Below are 16,189 nucleotides of genomic sequence, written 5' to 3' on the forward strand. Positions count from 1 at the left end.
TGCTGCACATCATGGGGTCTGTGGGGCCAGGGGGCCGGGAGGGGCGGCCTTGGCTCCCAGCGCGCTGAACCCGGCGCAATCCGCAGAAGCACGCGGATCTCCGGGCCTGGGTCGGCCTCGACAGACAGGCCGCCCCCTCACTCCTGTGACCACCAGGCCCCGAAGATGTGCAACCTACATGAGGTGGCAGCGAGCTCTCTCAGCCCCAGGGGCCAGCAGGCGCCACATATCAGCCCGTAGGCCCATGGTGCCCCGGGCCGCGCCGTGCCAGTCTCAAGCCATGATCAACGTCCACGACGTCGTCAAGCGGCACGGAGACCGGACCGTTCTCCACGGCGTGTCCTTCTCCGCCCGGAGCGGGCGGGTGACCGGGTTTGTCGGCCCCAACGGCTCGGGGAAGTCCTCGACGCTGCGCATCCTGCTGGGGCTCGACAGGCCGCAGTCGGGAACCTCCACGATAGCCGGTCACCGCTACCGGAGTATCCGGCACCCGCTCACCCGGGTGGGGTCCATGCTCGACGGCGCTGGCGCCCACCCTATGCGTATGGCCCGTGCGCACCTGGGGTGGGTTGCAGCAAGCAACAGGATTCCCCGGCGGCGCGTCAACGAAGTGCTTGAGCAGGTGGGGCTTGCTGACGCTGCCCGGCGACGTGTGGGGACCTACTCCCTGGGGATGGGCCAGCGCCTGGGGCTGGCTACCGCCCTGCTGGGCGAGCCGGAGTACCTGGTGCTGGACGAGCCTGTCAACGGGCTCGACCCGGAGGGGGTCCGATGGATCCGCAGGCTCCTGCGCAGCCACGCGGACATGGGGGGCACGGTCCTGCTGTCGAGCCACCTGATGAGCGAGCTGGCTGAGATAGCCGACGACGTCGCCGTGATATCGGAAGGCCGCATCACGGCGACCGGGACGCTCGCCGAGGTGACCCAGGGGTACCGCAACCTTGAGGACGCCTTCTTTGCGCACACCCAGAAGGCGGTAGTGCGGTGAGGCTGGTCCTGGCCGAGCTCCTGAAGCTGGCCACGCTTCCGTCAGTGTGGCTGGCCTCGGCCCTCGCCGTGGGTGTTCCGGCGGTGCTGGCGTCCCTGAACGCCAGCACCCTACGCCGGGCGCTGAGCACCGGTGACACCGGGGAGCTGCTTGACACCTCCACCGTTGACGCCGGGTTCGGCTCCCTGGTGTACGGGACAGTCGGGATCGTCGTGCTCGGTGTCGTGGCGATGTCGAGCGAGTACGCCAGAACAGCGCAGAGCAGGGGGCGGACAAGGCAGGTGTCAACCACCATGGCTGCCACACCCCGGCGGGGTCGGCTCGTCGCCGCCAAGCTGCTCGCACTCGTGTCGTGGACGACGCTACTTGCTGCCGCTGCCATTCCGGCGGCAGTGCTCCTGTCGGACCGGCTCCTGGGCCCGTACGCGACCGCGCTGGACCACGACCCCGTGAGGCGCATGGCCGGAGTCCTCCTCAGCTGGGTGACGACGGCGATACTGTCCCTGACTCTCACCGCCGTGACCCGCAACGGTGTCCTGTCGCTGGTGCTCCTGGTGACCAACAGCTCGGTCGTGTCCCTCAGCCTCCTCATCTCCCTTGTCACGGACTGGGCCCGCTACCTGCCGGACACGGCGGCGATCAGCACGTTCCTGGTGACTCCGCCTGTCTCAGCCGCACTGGACCCGGGTCCGGCTGCGGTCGTGTGCGCCGGATGGGCTGCCGGGGCCGTGGCGGTCACGTCCTGGTGCTGGGTAGGAAGGGACGCCTAGCCATGGACGTGTTAGGGGCAGAGATGAGGAAGGCGGCCACCCTTCCCTACACGTGGCTCACCGTCACGGCCACGCTCGCACTGGCGCTGGTGGTGGCGCTGGTGCTGGCCAGCCGCTCGGTGGACTCGATGATGGCTACCGACATTGATGCCTTCCTGATGGTGCCTGACTACCTCGCCTACGGGACCATGACCCTGGGGGTGCTGGCTGGTTCCAGCGAGTACCAGGGTGGTGAGGTAAGGACCTCGATGACAGCGGTGCCGAGGCGGGTGAGTCTTCTGGCAGCCAAGTACGTCAGCCTGGTCCTGCTGGCGACCGGCCTGTCGCTGGTCTCGATGGCTGTCGCGGCTGGCGCGATGGACCTGGCCTCCCAGGCGAGGGTGTGGCCCCTTGTCCTGCGCGGCGTGATGGGCCTGGCTTCCGAGGCGAGGGTGTGGCCCCTTGTGCTGCGCGGCGCGATGTACCTGGTGGTGGTGTCCCTGCTTTCTTTTCCCTGGGGTCTTCTGGCGCGCAGTACCGCTGGAGGGCTGGCCACAGCACTGATGCTGCTGGTGATAGCACCCCTTGTGCTGACTCCCGTCGTCAGCTGGAGCCAGTGGCTTCCGACTCGTCTTGGAGACGAGCTGCTCCTGACCACGACGCGACCGCCAGGAGCCGCAGCCACCATGGCTGCTCTGTCGGCCTGGGTCGTCGTGACCAGTGCTGCCGGAGCAGGAAGGTTCTGCCTGGGTGACGGTTGACAGCCAGCCCCGTTAGCTGAGGTGCGAATGTGGTGCGGTTGGGTGGTGTGTGCTCGGGGCCTGGTGCCGTGTGCCGTGGGCTGGTTGCGTTGCTCTGTTGGCCGTTGTGGTGCCTGCCCATTTGCTCACCCCTCGGCCCTGCCCTGGCGCCAGTAGCCCATGAAGGCCACGCTGCGCCGGTCGATGCCGAGCTCGGACACGAGGTGTCGGCGCGTGGCGCGCACGGCTGTGGCCTCCCCGGCCAGCCAGGCGTACAGGGTGGTGCGCTGCAGGGCGGCCCCGCCCCGGGCGGTGCGGGGCACCTCCCACAGCAGTCCGGTATCCACATCGACCTCCTCCACCTCCTGGGGACGGCCAGGAGGGCAGAGCTCACCAGCTGCGGCGCGCACGCCCTCCACGAGCGCCCTGCCGTGGGGGCGGCCCTCCCGCCCTGCTGCCCGCACCTCAATGCCCGGGTGGGTGGGCAGGTAGGTCGTGTCTGCCTCGGTGGGCAGCTCGACCACGGCGACCCCGCGCGCGGTGGTGGGAAGGTCTTCCAGGATGCGGGCGATGGCCGGGGCCGCCGTCTCGTCCCCGCCCAGCAGGAAGCGCTCGGTGACCGGTGGCGGCACAAAGCCCACGCCCCCAGGCTCCCCCGCCCAGCCCCGGTCCGGCCCCAGGAGCACCACCTCGCTGCCCACGGCTGCGGAGGCGACCCAGCGGGCGGCGGGGCCGACCGCAGCCTGCCATCCGGTGGAGTCCTGCGACGCGGACCCGGGCTGTGTGGGCGGTACGGTTGAGTCCTGCCGCCCGGCCAGGGTGGGTGGCGCGGCGTGGACCACCATGTCCACGTCCACCTCGGCGTTCACTTCGGCCCGTCCCGCTCCCGCACCGGGGCGCACGGCCCGGGTGGTGTAGGTGCGGATCGGGGGGCGGTGCTCCTGCGGCAGTGCCCGCCACTCGCGGTACCAGTCCTGCCCCGTGGGCAGGTGCTTGTAGCCTGAGGCCGGGGCGGGCAGCACCAGCTTGATGCGCTGGTCCCAACCAGGATCAGCGAAGTCTCCCAGGTCTGGACCGGTGAAGGTGACGCGTCGCATGTGGGGGGTGAGGTCGCGCACCGCCGCCACCTGGACGTGGAAGAAGCGGAAGGGACGGCGTACGGCGGTGCTGCCCGGTACCCCCCGGGTGGCCGACGGGCTCACGTCCTGCCTCCCGCGCTGCGGTTCTCACCGGGGGAGTCGGCTGCGGGCACCCCCGTCCTGAGCGCACCGGTCTGCCCGGCTGGGCTGGCGGGTTCGGCCGGTTCCGTATCGGTGTCCTGCCCACTGGTGCCTCTGACCGCCCCGTATCCGCGCACGTGGTGGCGCCCCCGGGGCAGGACCAGGGGGGTGCCGGAGACCGGGTCGGTGATGACCTCGGCCTGAAGGCCCAGGACCTCGCGGACCAGGGCGGCGTCAATGATCGTGTCCGGCTCACCAGCGGCTACCACGCGCCCCTCCTTCATGGCGATGACGTGGTCGGCGTAGCGGGCGGCCAGGTTGACGTCGTGCAGCACCATGACGACGGTGGTGCCGCGCTCCCGGTTGAGGTCGGTCAGCAGGTCCAGGACCTCCACCTGATGGGCCAGGTCCAGGAAGGTCGTGGGCTCGTCCAGGAGCAGCACGTCGGTGCGCTGGGCCAGGGCCATGGCGATCCACACCCGCTGGCGCTGCCCCCCGGAGAGCTCGTCGATGCTGCGGTCGGCCAGCTCGGCGGTGCGGGTGGCCAGCAGGGACTCCTCCACCACACGGCGGTCGGTGGCCGAGGTCGGGGAGAGCCTCAGGGAGAAGGCGGGCTGGTGGGGGTGGCGCCCGCGCCCTACCAGGTCGGCCACCGTGATGCCCTCCGGGGCGATCGGCTGCTGGGGCAGCAGGCCCAGCCGGGTGGCCAGCCTCCGGGTGGGGATGGTGCTGATGCTCCTGCCGTCCAGCAGGACACGGCCCGACATCGGGGCCAGGACGCGCGCCATCGTCTTGAGCAGGGTGGACTTGCCACAGGCGTTGGCCCCGATGATGACGGTGATCCTCCCGCTGGGCACGTTCACGTCCACGTCGTGGACGACGACCCGTCTGCCGTAGCCCGCGCGCAGCGCCTGGGTGGTCAGGTGGGCGCGGGTCGTGGCGCCCGCAGTCGTCCCGGCTGCGGCCTGCGCGGGCACAGCCGACCCGGCCAGACTGTGGGGCGGGGAGGTGGCACCCTCAGCGGTCTCAGGGGTGCCGGTAGCCTCAGGGGTGTCAGTGGTGCCAGGAGTCTCGGGGGTGTCAGGAGAGTCATGGGTCATGCGGAGCCTCCCCGGCGGTTGGTCCGGAACAGCTGGAGGATGAGGTAGGGGGCGCCCACCAGCCCGGTGACCACCCCGACCGGCAGGACGGTCGGCATGAGGTAGCGGCCCACGAGGTCGCCTCCCAGCACGATGGCGGCCCCCGTGAGTGCCGCCGGGACCAGGAGGGTGCGGCTGGTTCGCCCCACAAGCCGGGCGGCGACAGGACCGGCCAGGAAGGAGACAAAGGCGATCGGCCCGGTGACCGAGGTCGCGAAGGCTGACAGGGCGACCATCATGAGGATAAGCGCCAGCCTGGTACGGTCCACGGGCACTCCCAGGCCTGTGGCGGCCTCCTCGCCCAGGGTCAGGGGGCCCAGGTCCCTGGCGATGACGAGTAGAAGCGTGCCGCACACCGCCAGGGCGACGGCCAACAGCCTGACCTGCTGCCAGGTGGGGGAGCCCAGGGAGCCGGAGAGCCAGCGCAGGGCATCGGCGACGTCATAGATGCTGGCCCGCAGCTGGAGGTAGGCGATGAGAGAGGTGAACATGGAGGACACCCCGATCCCGATGAGGATGAGCCGCCCGCCCTGGGCGCTGCCGGAGCCGGACAGCAGGTAAATGACCACGGCGGTGGCCAGGCCGCAGATGATAGCCAGGACGCTGACGCCGGTGCCGGACCAGCCCAGCACCAGGATGGCGAAGACCGCGGAGGCGGAGGCCCCCGAGGTGATCCCGATGATGTCAGGGCTGGCCAGCGGGTTGCGCAGCATCGTCTGTGACGTGGTGCCCGCCATCCCGAAGGCGAGTCCCACCATGAGACCCACCAGGGCGCGCGGCAGTTGAAGGCGTCTGACGGTGAAGGTGACGCCTGGCACGGTCTCCCCGCGCATGACGGCGATAATGTTCTCAGGGGCGTACCAGCCGTCGTTGTAGCTGAGCGTGACCCACCACAGGGCAGCAACCAGGCCGGACAGTGCCACGGTGACGGTGAGGTAGCGGCGGGTGCGGGCACGCTGCCCTGCCAGGGTAAAGCCCGGCTGGGGGAGGTCGGGGCAGGTCCCAGCGGTGGCGGGCGGGCCGGGGAGGCGGGTTGTGGCAGCCCCTCCGGTGCCGCCTGTTGGGGCGTGGGCGCCTGTAGGTCTGGTGACAGCGGTCTTCACAGCTGCCGCACCTTCGCGCTCCGGGCGATGGCGATGAGGACCGGTGCGCCGACGAAGGCAGTGATGACCCCGACAGGAACCTCGCTGGGGCGGATAAGGACCCGCCCCACGACGTCGGCCGCAGTCAGCAGGACGGCACCTCCCAGGGCGGACAAGGGCAGGAGCCAGCGGTGGTCGGGGCCGCAGAGCATGCGCACGGCGTGGGGCACCATGAGGCCGGTAAAGCTGATCGGCCCCGCCACCGCCGTGACCGCCGAGCCCAGCAGCACCCCGGCCCCGGCGGCCAGGAGCCGGGTCTGCCCGACCCGGACCCCCAGTCCCACCGCCACCTCCTCACCCAGCGCCAGGGAGTTGAGGGGGCGTGCCACCAGGAGGCTCAGCACGGCGGCCACGGCCACAAAGGGGGCGACAGCGGACAGGGACTCCCAGCTGCCCCGCCCCAGACCGCCCACCTGCCAGAAGCGGAAGCTGTCCAACCCCTGGGCGCGTGGCAGCATGATGGCGCTGACGGCGGCTGACAGCGCCGCAGTGGTGGCCACCCCGGCCAGCGCCAGCTTGACAGGGGTGCTCCCTCCCGGGCCGACCGAGCCCACCGCGTAGACGAAGACGGCAGTCAGCAGCCCCCCGGCCAGGGCCAGCCACAGCTGCTGGGACAGGGACCGGGTCCCCAGGAAGGCGATGCCGCTTACCATGGCCAGAGAGGCCCCCGTGTTGACACCCAGGATGCCCGGGTCGGCGATCGGGTTGCGGGTCACCGCCTGCATGAGGGCGCCGGACAGCCCCAGGCAGGCCCCGGCCAGGAGTGCCGTGGCCGTGCGCGGCACACGCTGCTCCACCGCCAGTGCCCCGATCTCGGAGCCGTCGCCGCGCAGCCCGCTGAGGACCTCCGCCAGGCTGACCACCCTGGCCCCGAGGACGACAGAGCACACAACAGCGACGCCCAGGAGCACCAGGAGGGTGGCCAGGGCGACCAGGTGGCGCCTGCGCCCCGTGGCAGGGGTCGTGCGGACCTCCGGGAAGGACGCAGCGGCAGGCAGCCCGGCAGGACGGGCAGCAGGCTGGGCGGCGGGTGACCCGTCCCGGCCTCCGGCAGCCCCGCCAGGATCGGCGGCCCCACCGGGGGGAGCGGGGGCGGGCGTCACTGGGCCTTGTCCGCTGTGTCTGCTGCGTCCGCAGCGTCGGCGATCCGCGTGACGTACTCGGTGATTCCCCAGGGGATGGACAGCGGGCCGGGGTTGGCCGAGGCCGCCAGGGGGCCGTCGGCGCCGATAAGGGCGACGGCCCCGTTCCTGACGGCGGGAATCGTCCCGACAAGAGGGTCGGACTGGAGCTCCTCCAGGTCAGAGTCCTCCCCGTACATGACAATGACGTCGACGTCGGAGACCTGGTCCGCGTTCTCCGCCGACAGGTCGTAGGAGAACTCCTCTGAGCCCTCGGAGACCTGCCTGACCGACTCCGGGACCTCCATGCCCAGGTCGGTCAGAAAAGCGGCGCGCGGGTCGGCCGTGGTGTAGAAGCCGATGGAGCTGTTCTGCTCGTTCTGGTAGAAGAAGGCGGCCGTCTTGCCCGCCAGCTGGGGGTGCTTGGCGACCTCGGCCTCGATCGTCTCCTCCAGCTGGGTGACCAGGGCCTCACCCTCAGACTGCCTGCCGATCGCGGTGGCGTTCATGGTGATCAGCTCCCGCCACGGGGTGCTCCAGGCAGCGGTTGGGAAGGCGACCGTGGGCGCGATCTCGCTGAGCTGGTTGTACTGGTCCTCGTCGATGCCCGAGTAGGCGGCCAGGATGACCTCCGGCTGCGTCTTCTCGATGGCGGCCATGTCCAGGTCGTCACTCTCGGTGAAGAGCGTGGGCTCCTTGGCACCCTCGGCGACGAGCTCGCCCACCTTCTGCTTGGTCCACGGGAGCATGCCGGACCCGTCCTCAACCCCCCAAGTCTGCTCGGTGAAGCCCACGGGCATGACCCCCAGGGCCAGGGGCACGTCCTGGTTGGCCCACTGGATGGTGGCCACGCGGGTGACACCAGTGGGGACCTCGGTGGTCCCGAAGGCGTGCTCCACAGTGATGGTCTCCGCCGACTCCGCCGAGCCGCTGGAGGACGCGCCGTCCCCGGAGCCTCTGGTGGCGGAGCCGGAACACGCTGCCAGGAGGGCGCCTGCGGGCAGGACGGCAGCACTGACAAGGAACGACTTGCGCGAGACAGACACGGGACCTCACTCTCTGGGTATCTGGTACCGAAGTCAGTACCGGTACGGGAGAGTATCCCAGCAAAGGCTTGCCTAACAAGGTGGGGGACCGTGCGACAGCGCACGTCCCTCGCGTGCAGGTGGCGGGGGGCGACGGGACCTGTGCCCCCGGGGGTGCTCCTGGTCTACGAGGCGGCACCCACGACCTGCGGCCGATGCCCTCAGGGCTGGCGGGCCAGGTCCGCAGCCCCCACGAGCCCGCCCTCCTGGCCGCCCTGGCCCAGGACCACAGGGATCTCAGGGCGGTGGTGCCCTGCGGTGAGGTTGTCCGTGAAGGCCCTGCGTGCCGGGTCCAGGAGGATGTCCCCGGCCTCGGACAGGCCCCCGGAGATGACGATGACCTCCGGGTCCAGCACCGCGCACAGGTCGGCAAGCCCCACCCCCAGCCAGTGGGCGAGCCGGGCGTAGCACTCCAGGGCGGCCGGGTCGCCCTCACGGGCGGCCGCCGTGACCGCCTTGCCGGAGATGCGCTCGGCGTCCCCGCCGGAGAGCTCGATGATGCGGGCGGTGTAGGCGGGCCGGACCTTGGCCAGCTCCCAGCCGTTGACACCCAGGGCAGTGCCCGAGGCGTAGCGCTCCAGGCACCCGTACAGGCCGCATCCGCAGGGGCGGCCGTCTGGGACCACGTTGATGTGGCCGATCTCTGCGGCGAAGCCCGCCGCTCCGCGCACCAGGCGGCCGTCGGCGATGACGGCGCCGCCCACACCAGTGCCGATGGCGACCACCAGGGCGCTGTCGCGGCCCCGAGCGGCCCCGAACCTGAACTCTGCCCAGCCGAAGGCGTTGGCGTCGTTCTCCACCACGGCGGGCAGGCCCGTGCCCTGGGAGACGGCGTCAGCGATCCGCATGCCGGTCCAGTCCAGGTTGGTGCCGTGAGCCATCGTGTTGCGGTCGGCAGCCACGAAGCCCGCTGCCCCGACACCGACGGTGGCGACCTCCGGGAAGTCCTGCCTGAGGCCACGGACAGCCCTGGTGATCGTGTCAATGATCGCCTGACGGTCCGTTGCCGGGGAGCTCTCGCGTACTGTCGCCAGGACGGTGCCGTCCTCGTCCACGACACCCGCCGCGATCTTGGTCCCGCCGACGTCCACACCGATACCCAGCGTCATGCTTCCTGCCCTTTCCCGCGCTCCCTGCGTGCTGCAGGGTGACCAGAGGCCGGTCACCCGTTGACCAGACGGGAGGATCCTAGCCCGCCCCCGGGTGCTGCCGCCTGCCGTGGACGCAGCCAGGTGCTCAGGAGACGCGTCTGGCCACCTGGAAGCCGTCAGCCTCCAGGACCAGCTCGTAGGAGGACCCCTCCGTGGAGGTCTCCTCAGCCCACTGGGCCGCGTCGGCGGGAGGGTTGCCTCCCCAGGCCGAGGACCACTGGTCCACGATGACGTAGTCCTTGTCTGACTCACTGGTTCCCACCCAGGACACCTCCGCCTTGGGGACCAGGTAGGCCAGCAGGGACAGGTCGGTCTCCACGCTCGCGCCCTCACGGACTGTGTCGATGACCCGCTGCGCGGTGCGGGTGCGCTCCGAGGGTTCCCCGAAGCCGTCGTGGGTCATGGCCCACAGGGGCAGGTGCGGGGCGGTGAGGGCGGCGGTCATGACGGGGACGAGGAGTCCCACGGCTGCCACCACCCGCACCCACCCGGGCGCCGTGCGCCAGCCGTGACCCGTGAGTCGGCGAGGTCCGTCGTCCGGACCGAGGGGCGCGAGCCGCTCCGGCTGCCCGGCAGGTGCCGACGCTCGCGAGGTCCCCGGAGCGGTCGGCGCCTGGGAGCGTGACGCCCCAGCTCCCCTGGCCCTCAGGCGCGCGAGGACGTCGAGCAGGGCACCCAGGGCGATCGGGATGAGGACGGCGTTGTAGTGCCAGCTGCGCCACTCCCAGTAGAACTCGACCGAGCCCAGGAACCGCCACGCCAGGGTGGGGGCAGCCACCAGTACCCACGGGGAGCGCAGGGCAATGACGCCACCGGTCGCCACCAGGACTGCCAGCGTCTCCAGCTTGACCGTCGGGGTCACCAGGCGGGCCAGGAGCGAGCCCTGGGAGGGGTCGGCCCCGTCAGGTGAGCCCAGGCCGTAGGCCCAGGCCCCCTCCGGGTTGAGCGCCGGCAGCAGGACCAGGGTGGTGACCAGGAAAGCCAGGAGGCCGAAGACCGCCAGTCCCAGCCCCAGGGAGCGCGCGTGGACCCGCAGGCCGCCGACCAGGCGGACAGGGTTCGGCTCGCGCCAGCCGGTCCACGCCGTCACCAGGCCGATCACGAGGACGGTCAGCCCCAGGTCCTCCTTGACCAGGACCAGCGGTACCGACCACGCTGCCACAGCAGCCCACCTGCGCTCCACGAAGGCTGCTGACGCCCACGCCAGCATGGGCACGGCCAGGGCCACCTCGTGGAACTGGGCGGCCACCGCCCCCTGGAGGCCCCACGAGGTCACGTAGACCACTCCCAGGGCGCCGCCCACCCAGGGGTTGGTCAGGCGTGCGGCCAGGCGGGTCAGCGGCCAGGCGGAGACGGCCAGCAGCAGGTCCTGGACCACCAGCAGGGCCAGCGGGGAGGGGAACAGGCGCCACACCGGTCCCAGCAGGATCAGGATGGGGTGGAAGTGGTCGCCCAGCAGGTTGTAGCCGTCCGCCTTGACAGGGACGATGGGGGCCTCAAGGCGGGAGTAGGCCTTGGCCAGCTCGGAGAAGATCGCCAGGTCCCAGCTGGGGACCTGCATGGTGCGCCACTGGGCCACCGAGAAGGAGATCATGACCCACGACCCGACCAGGACGACGATGCCGGCGGGCAGGACGGTGGGCAGCGCGGGCACGAGGGCGCTCACGGCTCTGCGGGCCGTGGCCCGGGCCGCGGTCTCCGCCGCAGCCAGGACGCTGTGCAGGGTCGTGGTGCGCCGTCGCGCAGGCGCAGGTAGCGACTCCTGACCGGGGTCCCGCTCCGTAGGTTTCACGGCTGTGAAGCCTACCTGTACTACATTGCCTCGATCCTCGTGGGCCAGAGCCTGTCTTACGAGGTTCCCACCACCATGTACCCACGTCCAGCAGCATCCAGCAAGCGTGAGGAGCCGCGATGTCTACCACCACTGAGGGGGCCGGGACCTGGAACCCTGCCGAGGAGCCCCAGCTGCAGCGGAGGCTGTCCAACCGTCACGTCCAGCTTATCGCCATCGGCGGGGCGATCGGGACCGGCCTGTTCATGGGCTCGGGCAAGACGATCTCCCTGGCCGGGCCCGGCGTCCTCATCGTCTACGCCCTGATCGGCGCCGTCATGTTCCTGGTCATGCGGGCGCTAGGAGAGGTGCTGCTCAGCGACCTGAGCTACAAGTCCTTCGCCGACGTCGCCCACGACCTGATTGGCCCGTGGGCGGGCTACCTGACCGGGTGGACCTACTACTTCAGCTGGCTGGTGACGGCGGTGGCCGAGGTTGTCGTCATCGCAGGCTACGTCGCCTTCTGGTGGCCGGACCTGCCGCTGTGGGTGGCCCCGGTGGCCACCATCTCCCTGCTCCTGGGGCTCAACCTGACCACGGTGCGGGCCTTTGGCGAGATCGAGTTCTGGTTCTCCACCATCAAGATCGTGGCCATCATGGCACTGGTGGTGGTCGGCCTGGTCATGGTGGTTACCGGCTTCACCTCGCCTAGCGGGGCGCAGGCCTCCCTGGGCAACATCGTGAGCGAGGGGTTCATGCCCAACGGCTTCAGCGGCTTCGCCATGGCCTTCCAGATCGCGGTCTTCGCCTTTGTCGGCACCGAGCTGGTGGGCACGACGGCGGCGGAGGCCAAGGACCCCACGATCACCCTGCCCCGGGCGATCAACGCCATCCCGGTACGTATCCTCCTCTTCTACCTGGGCGCGCTCACGGTCATCATGGCAGTGACTCCGTGGCGCCAGGTCGACGCCGACTCCAGCCCGTTCGTGTCCATGTTCTCCCTGGCGGGCCTGGCCGCAGCCGCCGGGGTGGTCAACTTTGTCGTGCTGACCGCCGCGTCCTCCAGCGCGAACTCGGGTATCTACTCCACCTCCCGGATGCTGTACGGACTGTCCTGGGCGGGCCAGGCACCCCGGCTCTTCCAGCGACTGACGGGACGGTCCGTGCCCGGGGCGGCCCTGGTGGTCACCTGCTCGGCGCTGCTGACCTCCATCCCCCTGCTCTACATGTCGGAGTCCGTCATGGAGGCCTTCACTATTGTCAGCGCGGTGGCCAGCGTGCTGTTCCTCTTCATCTGGGGGATCATCGTGGTGTCCTACCTGCGTTTCCGGGTGCTGCGTGCCGAGCGCCACCGCGTAAGCGCCTTCCGACTTCCTGGCGGCAGGGTGGCGGCCTGGGTGACCCTGGGCTTCTTCGCGTTCGTGGTGTGGACGCTGACTCTGGCTGACGACACCCGGCTGGCGGTGTTTATCTCGCCTCTGTGGTTCGTGGTAGTGGGCGGCTCCTGGTGGGTGCGCCAACGGCGGGGGCGTTAGCCAGGGGCTGTTGTGAGACTCCGCTGGGACTGGGTGCGGCTGGGAACCGGAGTCCCGGGCAACAGCTCCCTCGCTCGGCGGGGGCGTGGTTTTGACGGCGGCCTTCGGGAACCGGAACAGCAATAGCTCCCCCGCTCGGCGGGGGCGTGGCGGCCGAGGTCGCGAGGACCGTCTTCTCCGGCTGCCACGTGTCCCCCGGCGGGGGCGTGGCAGCCTGCTATGTCGTTTCTTACATAGCCCGGGTGGGGTAGAAGTAGTCGTATCAGCGATGCTGTCCCAGCGGGAAGGGCGCAAAGTGGGCTTGCGTGAATCAGGCTGAGATGGAGCGCGTCCGTGCGGGTGGAACTCCTACCAGCGTGCCTTGACCAGGGTTTCGTGAGCCTGGCTCACGCGGCTCCATCCTGGCGGGACGATATCCACCTGCTCCTGAAGCGGGTCGTGCAGGCTCGCACCGCTCCACCCTACGTGACAGCCTGACATCGACAACACTCTTGGCCCTGGCGGGCCTGGCGGGCCTGGTGGGCCTGGTGGCCCTGGCGGGCCCGGCGGGGCACACACCTCGCCGCTTCTGGGAGACGAGTCTCACCCGCGAGGTTAAGGTAGGTGACAGGGCGGTCTCAGGTGAACCGGGCACGTGCTCCACGCGTGCGGTGCTCTGCGGTGCTCCGTGTTGCTGCTCCGGCTTCTCCCGCCTCAGTACTCAACCACCTGGCACCATCCGTCGGCCTTCTCTCTGACACGCGAGCCGACAGGAGCACCATGACCGCCACGACGACCCTCACGACCCCCGTAACCCCCGCAACGATCCGCACATCATCCGGTACGTCGCCCCGTGCGTACCGCCTACCCGCCCGCACAGTCATTCGTGCGGTGCTGCCCCGCCCGCTGCCGGGACTGCTGACAGTCCTGGCCATCTTGGCCATGGTGCTTCTCCCTGCCGCGACCGCACCTGCGGCTGGACAGACGACCGCATCTGCGGCCGGGCAGCCGGTACAGCCCGACACCAGTGACGGCGACCTCCTCCCGCCGCAGGGGGCCTACGTGGCCCTCGGCGACTCCTACGTCTCGGGTTTCGGGGTGGCTCCCTGCCCCGGGCACCGACGTCGAGGGCGGCAACAGGTGCCAGCGCTCCACCTCGGCCTACGCTCACCTGGTCTCCCAGTGCACCGGGACCGAGCTGGTCTTCCGCGCCTGCAGCGGCGCCCGGACCGGGGACTTCTACCAGGACAACACCGCGTGGGACGAGCCGACCCAGCTTGGTGCCCTCAGTGCGGACACGGACCTGGTGACCTTCTCCGTCGGCGGCAACGACACGGGGTTTGCCGAGGTGCTGGGCGAGTGCCTCAGCCGGGCGCAGCAAGGCGATCGTGACCCGTGCAGCACCGATGAGCAGCTTGTCTCCAGGGTCGGCTCCGCTATTGACGCCCTGCGGGGCACGGGGGTGCGCGAGGGCACCTGCAGCCTCCCATGCGTCACGGACCTGCCGTCGGGACGTCCTGAGGGCAGGTGACGGGAAACCGGGGAGGGGCCGACCAGGCGGCTGGTCGGCCCCTCCCCGGCGTGGGGGCTGAAGGCCTGTGCGCGGAGGCTCGCGCGCGGAGAACCTTGCACGGGGCCTGCGCACGGAGGCCTGCGCACGGAGGACTCTGCCCCCGCATCGCTGTGCCGCCTCCGCCCTCAGCCCAGCATGTTGAAGACGGCCAGGTCCTCCGGCCGGCTGACGGGCACGCAGGTGGTGTCAGGGTAGGTCCCGCGGTAGAGCCGGGTCAGGGGGCCGCGGGGTGCCAGCTCGATGAAGGTGGCGTCCTTCGCCTGCTTGTTCAGCGTGCGCATGCACAGGTCCCAGCGCACCGGTGAGGTCACCTGCGCCAGCAGGCGCGAGCGTACGTCGGCCGCCGTGGTGACGACCTCGCCGTCCCCGTTGCCAACCAGTGCCGTGCCCGCGTCACGGAACTCCGTGTCACTCAGGGCCTTCTCGAACACGGTCACGACCGGCTCCATGGTGGAGGTGTGGAACGCTCCGGCCACCGGGAGGGTGACCACCCGGACTCCCTCGTGCTCCTGCTCCGCCAGGGCGGTGATCCGCTCGTAGCGGCCCGCGGCGACGTACTGGTGGCACCCGTTCCAGTTGGCGATCTCCAGTCCGGCGTCGTGGATGGTCTGCTGGATCTCCTCATCAGAGGCGGGGTCACGCCGGGTCGGCATGACTGCCGCCATCCCGGTACGAGGCTCGGTGCACGCCGCCGACATGGCTGCTCCTCGCACACAAGCCAGGGACACGGCGTCGGCGTCGGTGATGTACCCCGCCGCCGCCGCGGCAGCCAGCTCCCCTACCGAGTGGCCCGCAAAGAGAATGGCCTCCGACGACGCACCCAGGTACCGCACCGTCTGGCGCACGGACAGCAAGGAGGCTGCGACGATCACAGGCTGGGCAAACGCTGTGTCCTTGAGCTTCTCGTCGTCGCGGCTGGCCTCGATCAGGTTGACGCCGCAGCGCGACGACCACTCCTCCACCTGACGTCGTGCCGTGCGGGAGCGGTCCATCCACCCGTCAAGGACCCCCGGCTTCTGAGAGCCCTGTCCCGGCGCTGCTACTATGTAGTCGTATCTCACTGAATATCTCCAGTTCGTCTCATAGTAAACCGATGTGCTTACTGGCCCAGGCTCGCCGCCGGCCTCTGCAGCGCCGTCACCCGCGTGACGCTCATGAGCGGGCGCCCCTCCGAGGTGGCTGACGACCCGGTGAACTCGGCCACGTCGCCGTCGCGGTCCAGGCACTCGACCGTGTGGACGACAAGCTCGCCCGCACGGGGGAGGTCCTGCACCGTCATCCCGCGCGCCGCAGCGAAGACCACCAGGGTCTCCTGGTCTCCCTCAGCCTCGTGCTTGAGCAGGATCCCGCAGGCCTGGAGGAACGACTCGATCATGAGGCTCGCGGGCAGCTGCGCCGGACGTGAGGAGCCACCCGCCATCGCGTCCAGCTCGTGGGAGGAGACCGCCTTGACCGCAGTCAGCCTGCCTGCCTCGTAGCCGGTCACCCTGTCGACGTGCAGCGCAGGATAGCCGTAGGGGAGAAGATGCCCGGGATCGGGAACTCCGTGAGTCATCGCCGCCTCCAGGATGCCTTGATGCTGGCCGTCCGCCGCCCCGCGACCGTGCAGGAGGTGCTGGTGAGCACCAGGTCGCCGTCGTGGGTGACAGTAGTGTCAAAGTCAACTGTCTGTCCCGCGAAGGCGGGTCGGGAGATACGTATGGACCGGACCTCGACGAGCTCGACCCCTCCCAGGGCGCCGTCCAGGGCGGTCTCCAGCGTCTGCTGGACCCCCTCCAGCAGGAAGACCCCGGGGTAGACGGTGAGGGAGGGGAAGTGCCCCGCGAGGTAGGGGTCGTCGGTGCGCACCGTCTTTGCGGACCGCACCGGCTCCCCCTCCACCTCGCAGCGGTCCAGGGCGACAAGAGGGAGGCGCCGGGCGTCCGGGCGTACTGACAGTGTCCCCGGTGTCCCAGGTGCTGGTGTCCCAGGGGCCAGCGTCTCAGGGGCGGTCATG

Annotated in this window: 15 protein-coding genes; 5 read left to right on the forward strand and 10 right to left on the reverse strand. The window is 70.4% G+C overall.

Translation table 11 applies throughout. The features are described 5' to 3' along the window. Positions 1-280: 280 nt before the first annotated feature. The 3 genes from CWS50_RS00210 to CWS50_RS00220 are packed head-to-tail and all read left to right on the forward strand — an operon-like array spanning position 281 to position 2,498. Positions 281-988 carry an ABC transporter ATP-binding protein gene (locus CWS50_RS00210; protein WP_127841176.1) on the forward strand — a complete coding sequence of 236 codons (708 nt, stop codon included), beginning with the start codon at positions 281-283 and terminating at the stop codon, positions 986-988. Next, positions 985-1,758: an ABC transporter permease gene (locus CWS50_RS00215; RefSeq protein ID WP_127841177.1), complete on the forward strand. Its 774-nt coding sequence runs from the start codon at positions 985-987 to the stop codon at positions 1,756-1,758. The genes CWS50_RS00210 and CWS50_RS00215 overlap by 4 nt, the downstream gene beginning before the upstream one ends. A 2-nt stretch (positions 1,759-1,760) precedes the next feature. Further along, on the forward strand, positions 1,761-2,498 hold the full coding sequence (locus tag CWS50_RS00220; protein WP_127841178.1) for a hypothetical protein: 738 nt from the start codon (positions 1,761-1,763) through the stop codon (positions 2,496-2,498). A 125-nt stretch (positions 2,499-2,623) separates the two neighbouring features. Here the strand turns inward: CWS50_RS00220 and CWS50_RS00225 are convergent, their stop codons facing one another. From CWS50_RS00225 to CWS50_RS00255, 7 genes are all read right to left on the reverse strand, one after another. Further along, on the reverse strand, positions 2,624-3,574 hold the full coding sequence (locus tag CWS50_RS00225) for a siderophore-interacting protein (protein ID WP_127843109.1): 951 nt from the start codon (positions 3,572-3,574) through the stop codon (positions 2,624-2,626). Between the two features lie 101 nt (positions 3,575-3,675). Beyond that, positions 3,676-4,674: an ABC transporter ATP-binding protein gene (locus CWS50_RS00230; RefSeq protein ID WP_423243499.1), complete on the reverse strand. Its 999-nt coding sequence runs from the start codon at positions 4,672-4,674 to the stop codon at positions 3,676-3,678. A gap of 119 nt (positions 4,675-4,793) precedes the next feature. Beyond that, entirely contained in the window at positions 4,794-5,939 is a 1,146-nt protein-coding gene (locus CWS50_RS00235; protein ID WP_127841180.1) for a FecCD family ABC transporter permease, read from the reverse strand. Beyond that, positions 5,936-7,081: a FecCD family ABC transporter permease gene (locus CWS50_RS00240; protein ID WP_243118370.1), complete on the reverse strand. Its 1,146-nt coding sequence runs from the start codon at positions 7,079-7,081 to the stop codon at positions 5,936-5,938. The genes CWS50_RS00235 and CWS50_RS00240 overlap by 4 nt, the downstream gene beginning before the upstream one ends. Next, entirely contained in the window at positions 7,078-8,145 is a 1,068-nt protein-coding gene (locus CWS50_RS00245; protein WP_127841181.1) for an iron-siderophore ABC transporter substrate-binding protein, read from the reverse strand. The genes CWS50_RS00240 and CWS50_RS00245 overlap by 4 nt, the downstream gene beginning before the upstream one ends. Before the next feature lie 200 nt (positions 8,146-8,345). Then, positions 8,346-9,293, reverse strand: a complete 948-nt coding sequence (locus tag CWS50_RS00250; RefSeq protein ID WP_127841182.1) for an ROK family glucokinase — start codon at positions 9,291-9,293, stop codon at positions 8,346-8,348. A gap of 127 nt (positions 9,294-9,420) precedes the next feature. Then, positions 9,421-11,001 carry a DUF2079 domain-containing protein gene (locus tag CWS50_RS00255; protein WP_243118581.1) on the reverse strand — a complete coding sequence of 527 codons (1,581 nt, stop codon included), beginning with the start codon at positions 10,999-11,001 and terminating at the stop codon, positions 9,421-9,423. A 245-nt stretch (positions 11,002-11,246) separates the two neighbouring features. On the opposite strand from CWS50_RS00255, the gene CWS50_RS00260 reads away from it, so the two are divergent. Beyond that, positions 11,247-12,641, forward strand: a complete 1,395-nt coding sequence (locus CWS50_RS00260) for an amino acid permease (protein ID WP_127841183.1) — start codon at positions 11,247-11,249, stop codon at positions 12,639-12,641. 1,006 nt (positions 12,642-13,647) lie between these two features. After that, positions 13,648-14,151: a GDSL-type esterase/lipase family protein gene (locus CWS50_RS00270; protein ID WP_206610424.1), complete on the forward strand. Its 504-nt coding sequence runs from the start codon at positions 13,648-13,650 to the stop codon at positions 14,149-14,151. Positions 14,152-14,318: 167 nt separating this feature from the next. Here CWS50_RS00270 and CWS50_RS00275 read toward each other — a convergent pair whose 3' ends face one another. The 3 genes from CWS50_RS00275 to CWS50_RS00285 are packed head-to-tail and all read right to left on the reverse strand — an operon-like array spanning position 14,319 to position 16,188. After that, positions 14,319-15,254 (reverse strand): ACP S-malonyltransferase, encoded by a 936-nt coding sequence (locus CWS50_RS00275; RefSeq protein ID WP_127841186.1) that lies wholly within the window; start codon positions 15,252-15,254, stop codon positions 14,319-14,321. A gap of 38 nt (positions 15,255-15,292) precedes the next feature. Then, positions 15,293-15,748, reverse strand: coding sequence for a hotdog family protein (locus CWS50_RS00280; protein WP_127841187.1), 456 nt, complete (start codon positions 15,746-15,748; stop codon positions 15,293-15,295). Next, positions 15,745-16,188, reverse strand: coding sequence for an ApeI family dehydratase (locus CWS50_RS00285; RefSeq protein ID WP_127843112.1), 444 nt, complete (start codon positions 16,186-16,188; stop codon positions 15,745-15,747). Before CWS50_RS00285 ends, CWS50_RS00280 begins: the two co-directional genes overlap by 4 nt. Between the last annotated feature and the right edge of the window lies 1 nt (position 16,189).

The organism is Actinomyces wuliandei, assembly GCF_004010955.1.
GTDB classification, from domain to species: Bacteria; Actinomycetota; Actinomycetes; order Actinomycetales; family Actinomycetaceae; genus Actinomyces; species Actinomyces wuliandei.

Excerpts from the sequence above, each read along its gene's own strand:
- CWS50_RS00285 (WP_127843112.1), bottom strand. The coding sequence starts at position 16,188 with ATGACCGCCCCTGAGACGCTGGCCCCTGGGACACCAGCACCTGGGACA.
- CWS50_RS00225 (WP_127843109.1), bottom strand. The coding sequence starts at position 3,574 with ATGCGACGCGTCACCTTCACCGGTCCAGACCTGGGAGACTTCGCTGAT.
- CWS50_RS00210 (WP_127841176.1), top strand. The coding sequence starts at position 281 with ATGATCAACGTCCACGACGTCGTCAAGCGGCACGGAGACCGGACCGTT.
- CWS50_RS00260 (WP_127841183.1), top strand. The coding sequence starts at position 11,247 with ATGTCTACCACCACTGAGGGGGCCGGGACCTGGAACCCTGCCGAGGAG.
- CWS50_RS00280 (WP_127841187.1), bottom strand. The coding sequence starts at position 15,748 with ATGACTCACGGAGTTCCCGATCCCGGGCATCTTCTCCCCTACGGCTAT.
- CWS50_RS00250 (WP_127841182.1), bottom strand. The coding sequence starts at position 9,293 with ATGACGCTGGGTATCGGTGTGGACGTCGGCGGGACCAAGATCGCGGCG.
- CWS50_RS00220 (WP_127841178.1), top strand. The coding sequence starts at position 1,761 with ATGGACGTGTTAGGGGCAGAGATGAGGAAGGCGGCCACCCTTCCCTAC.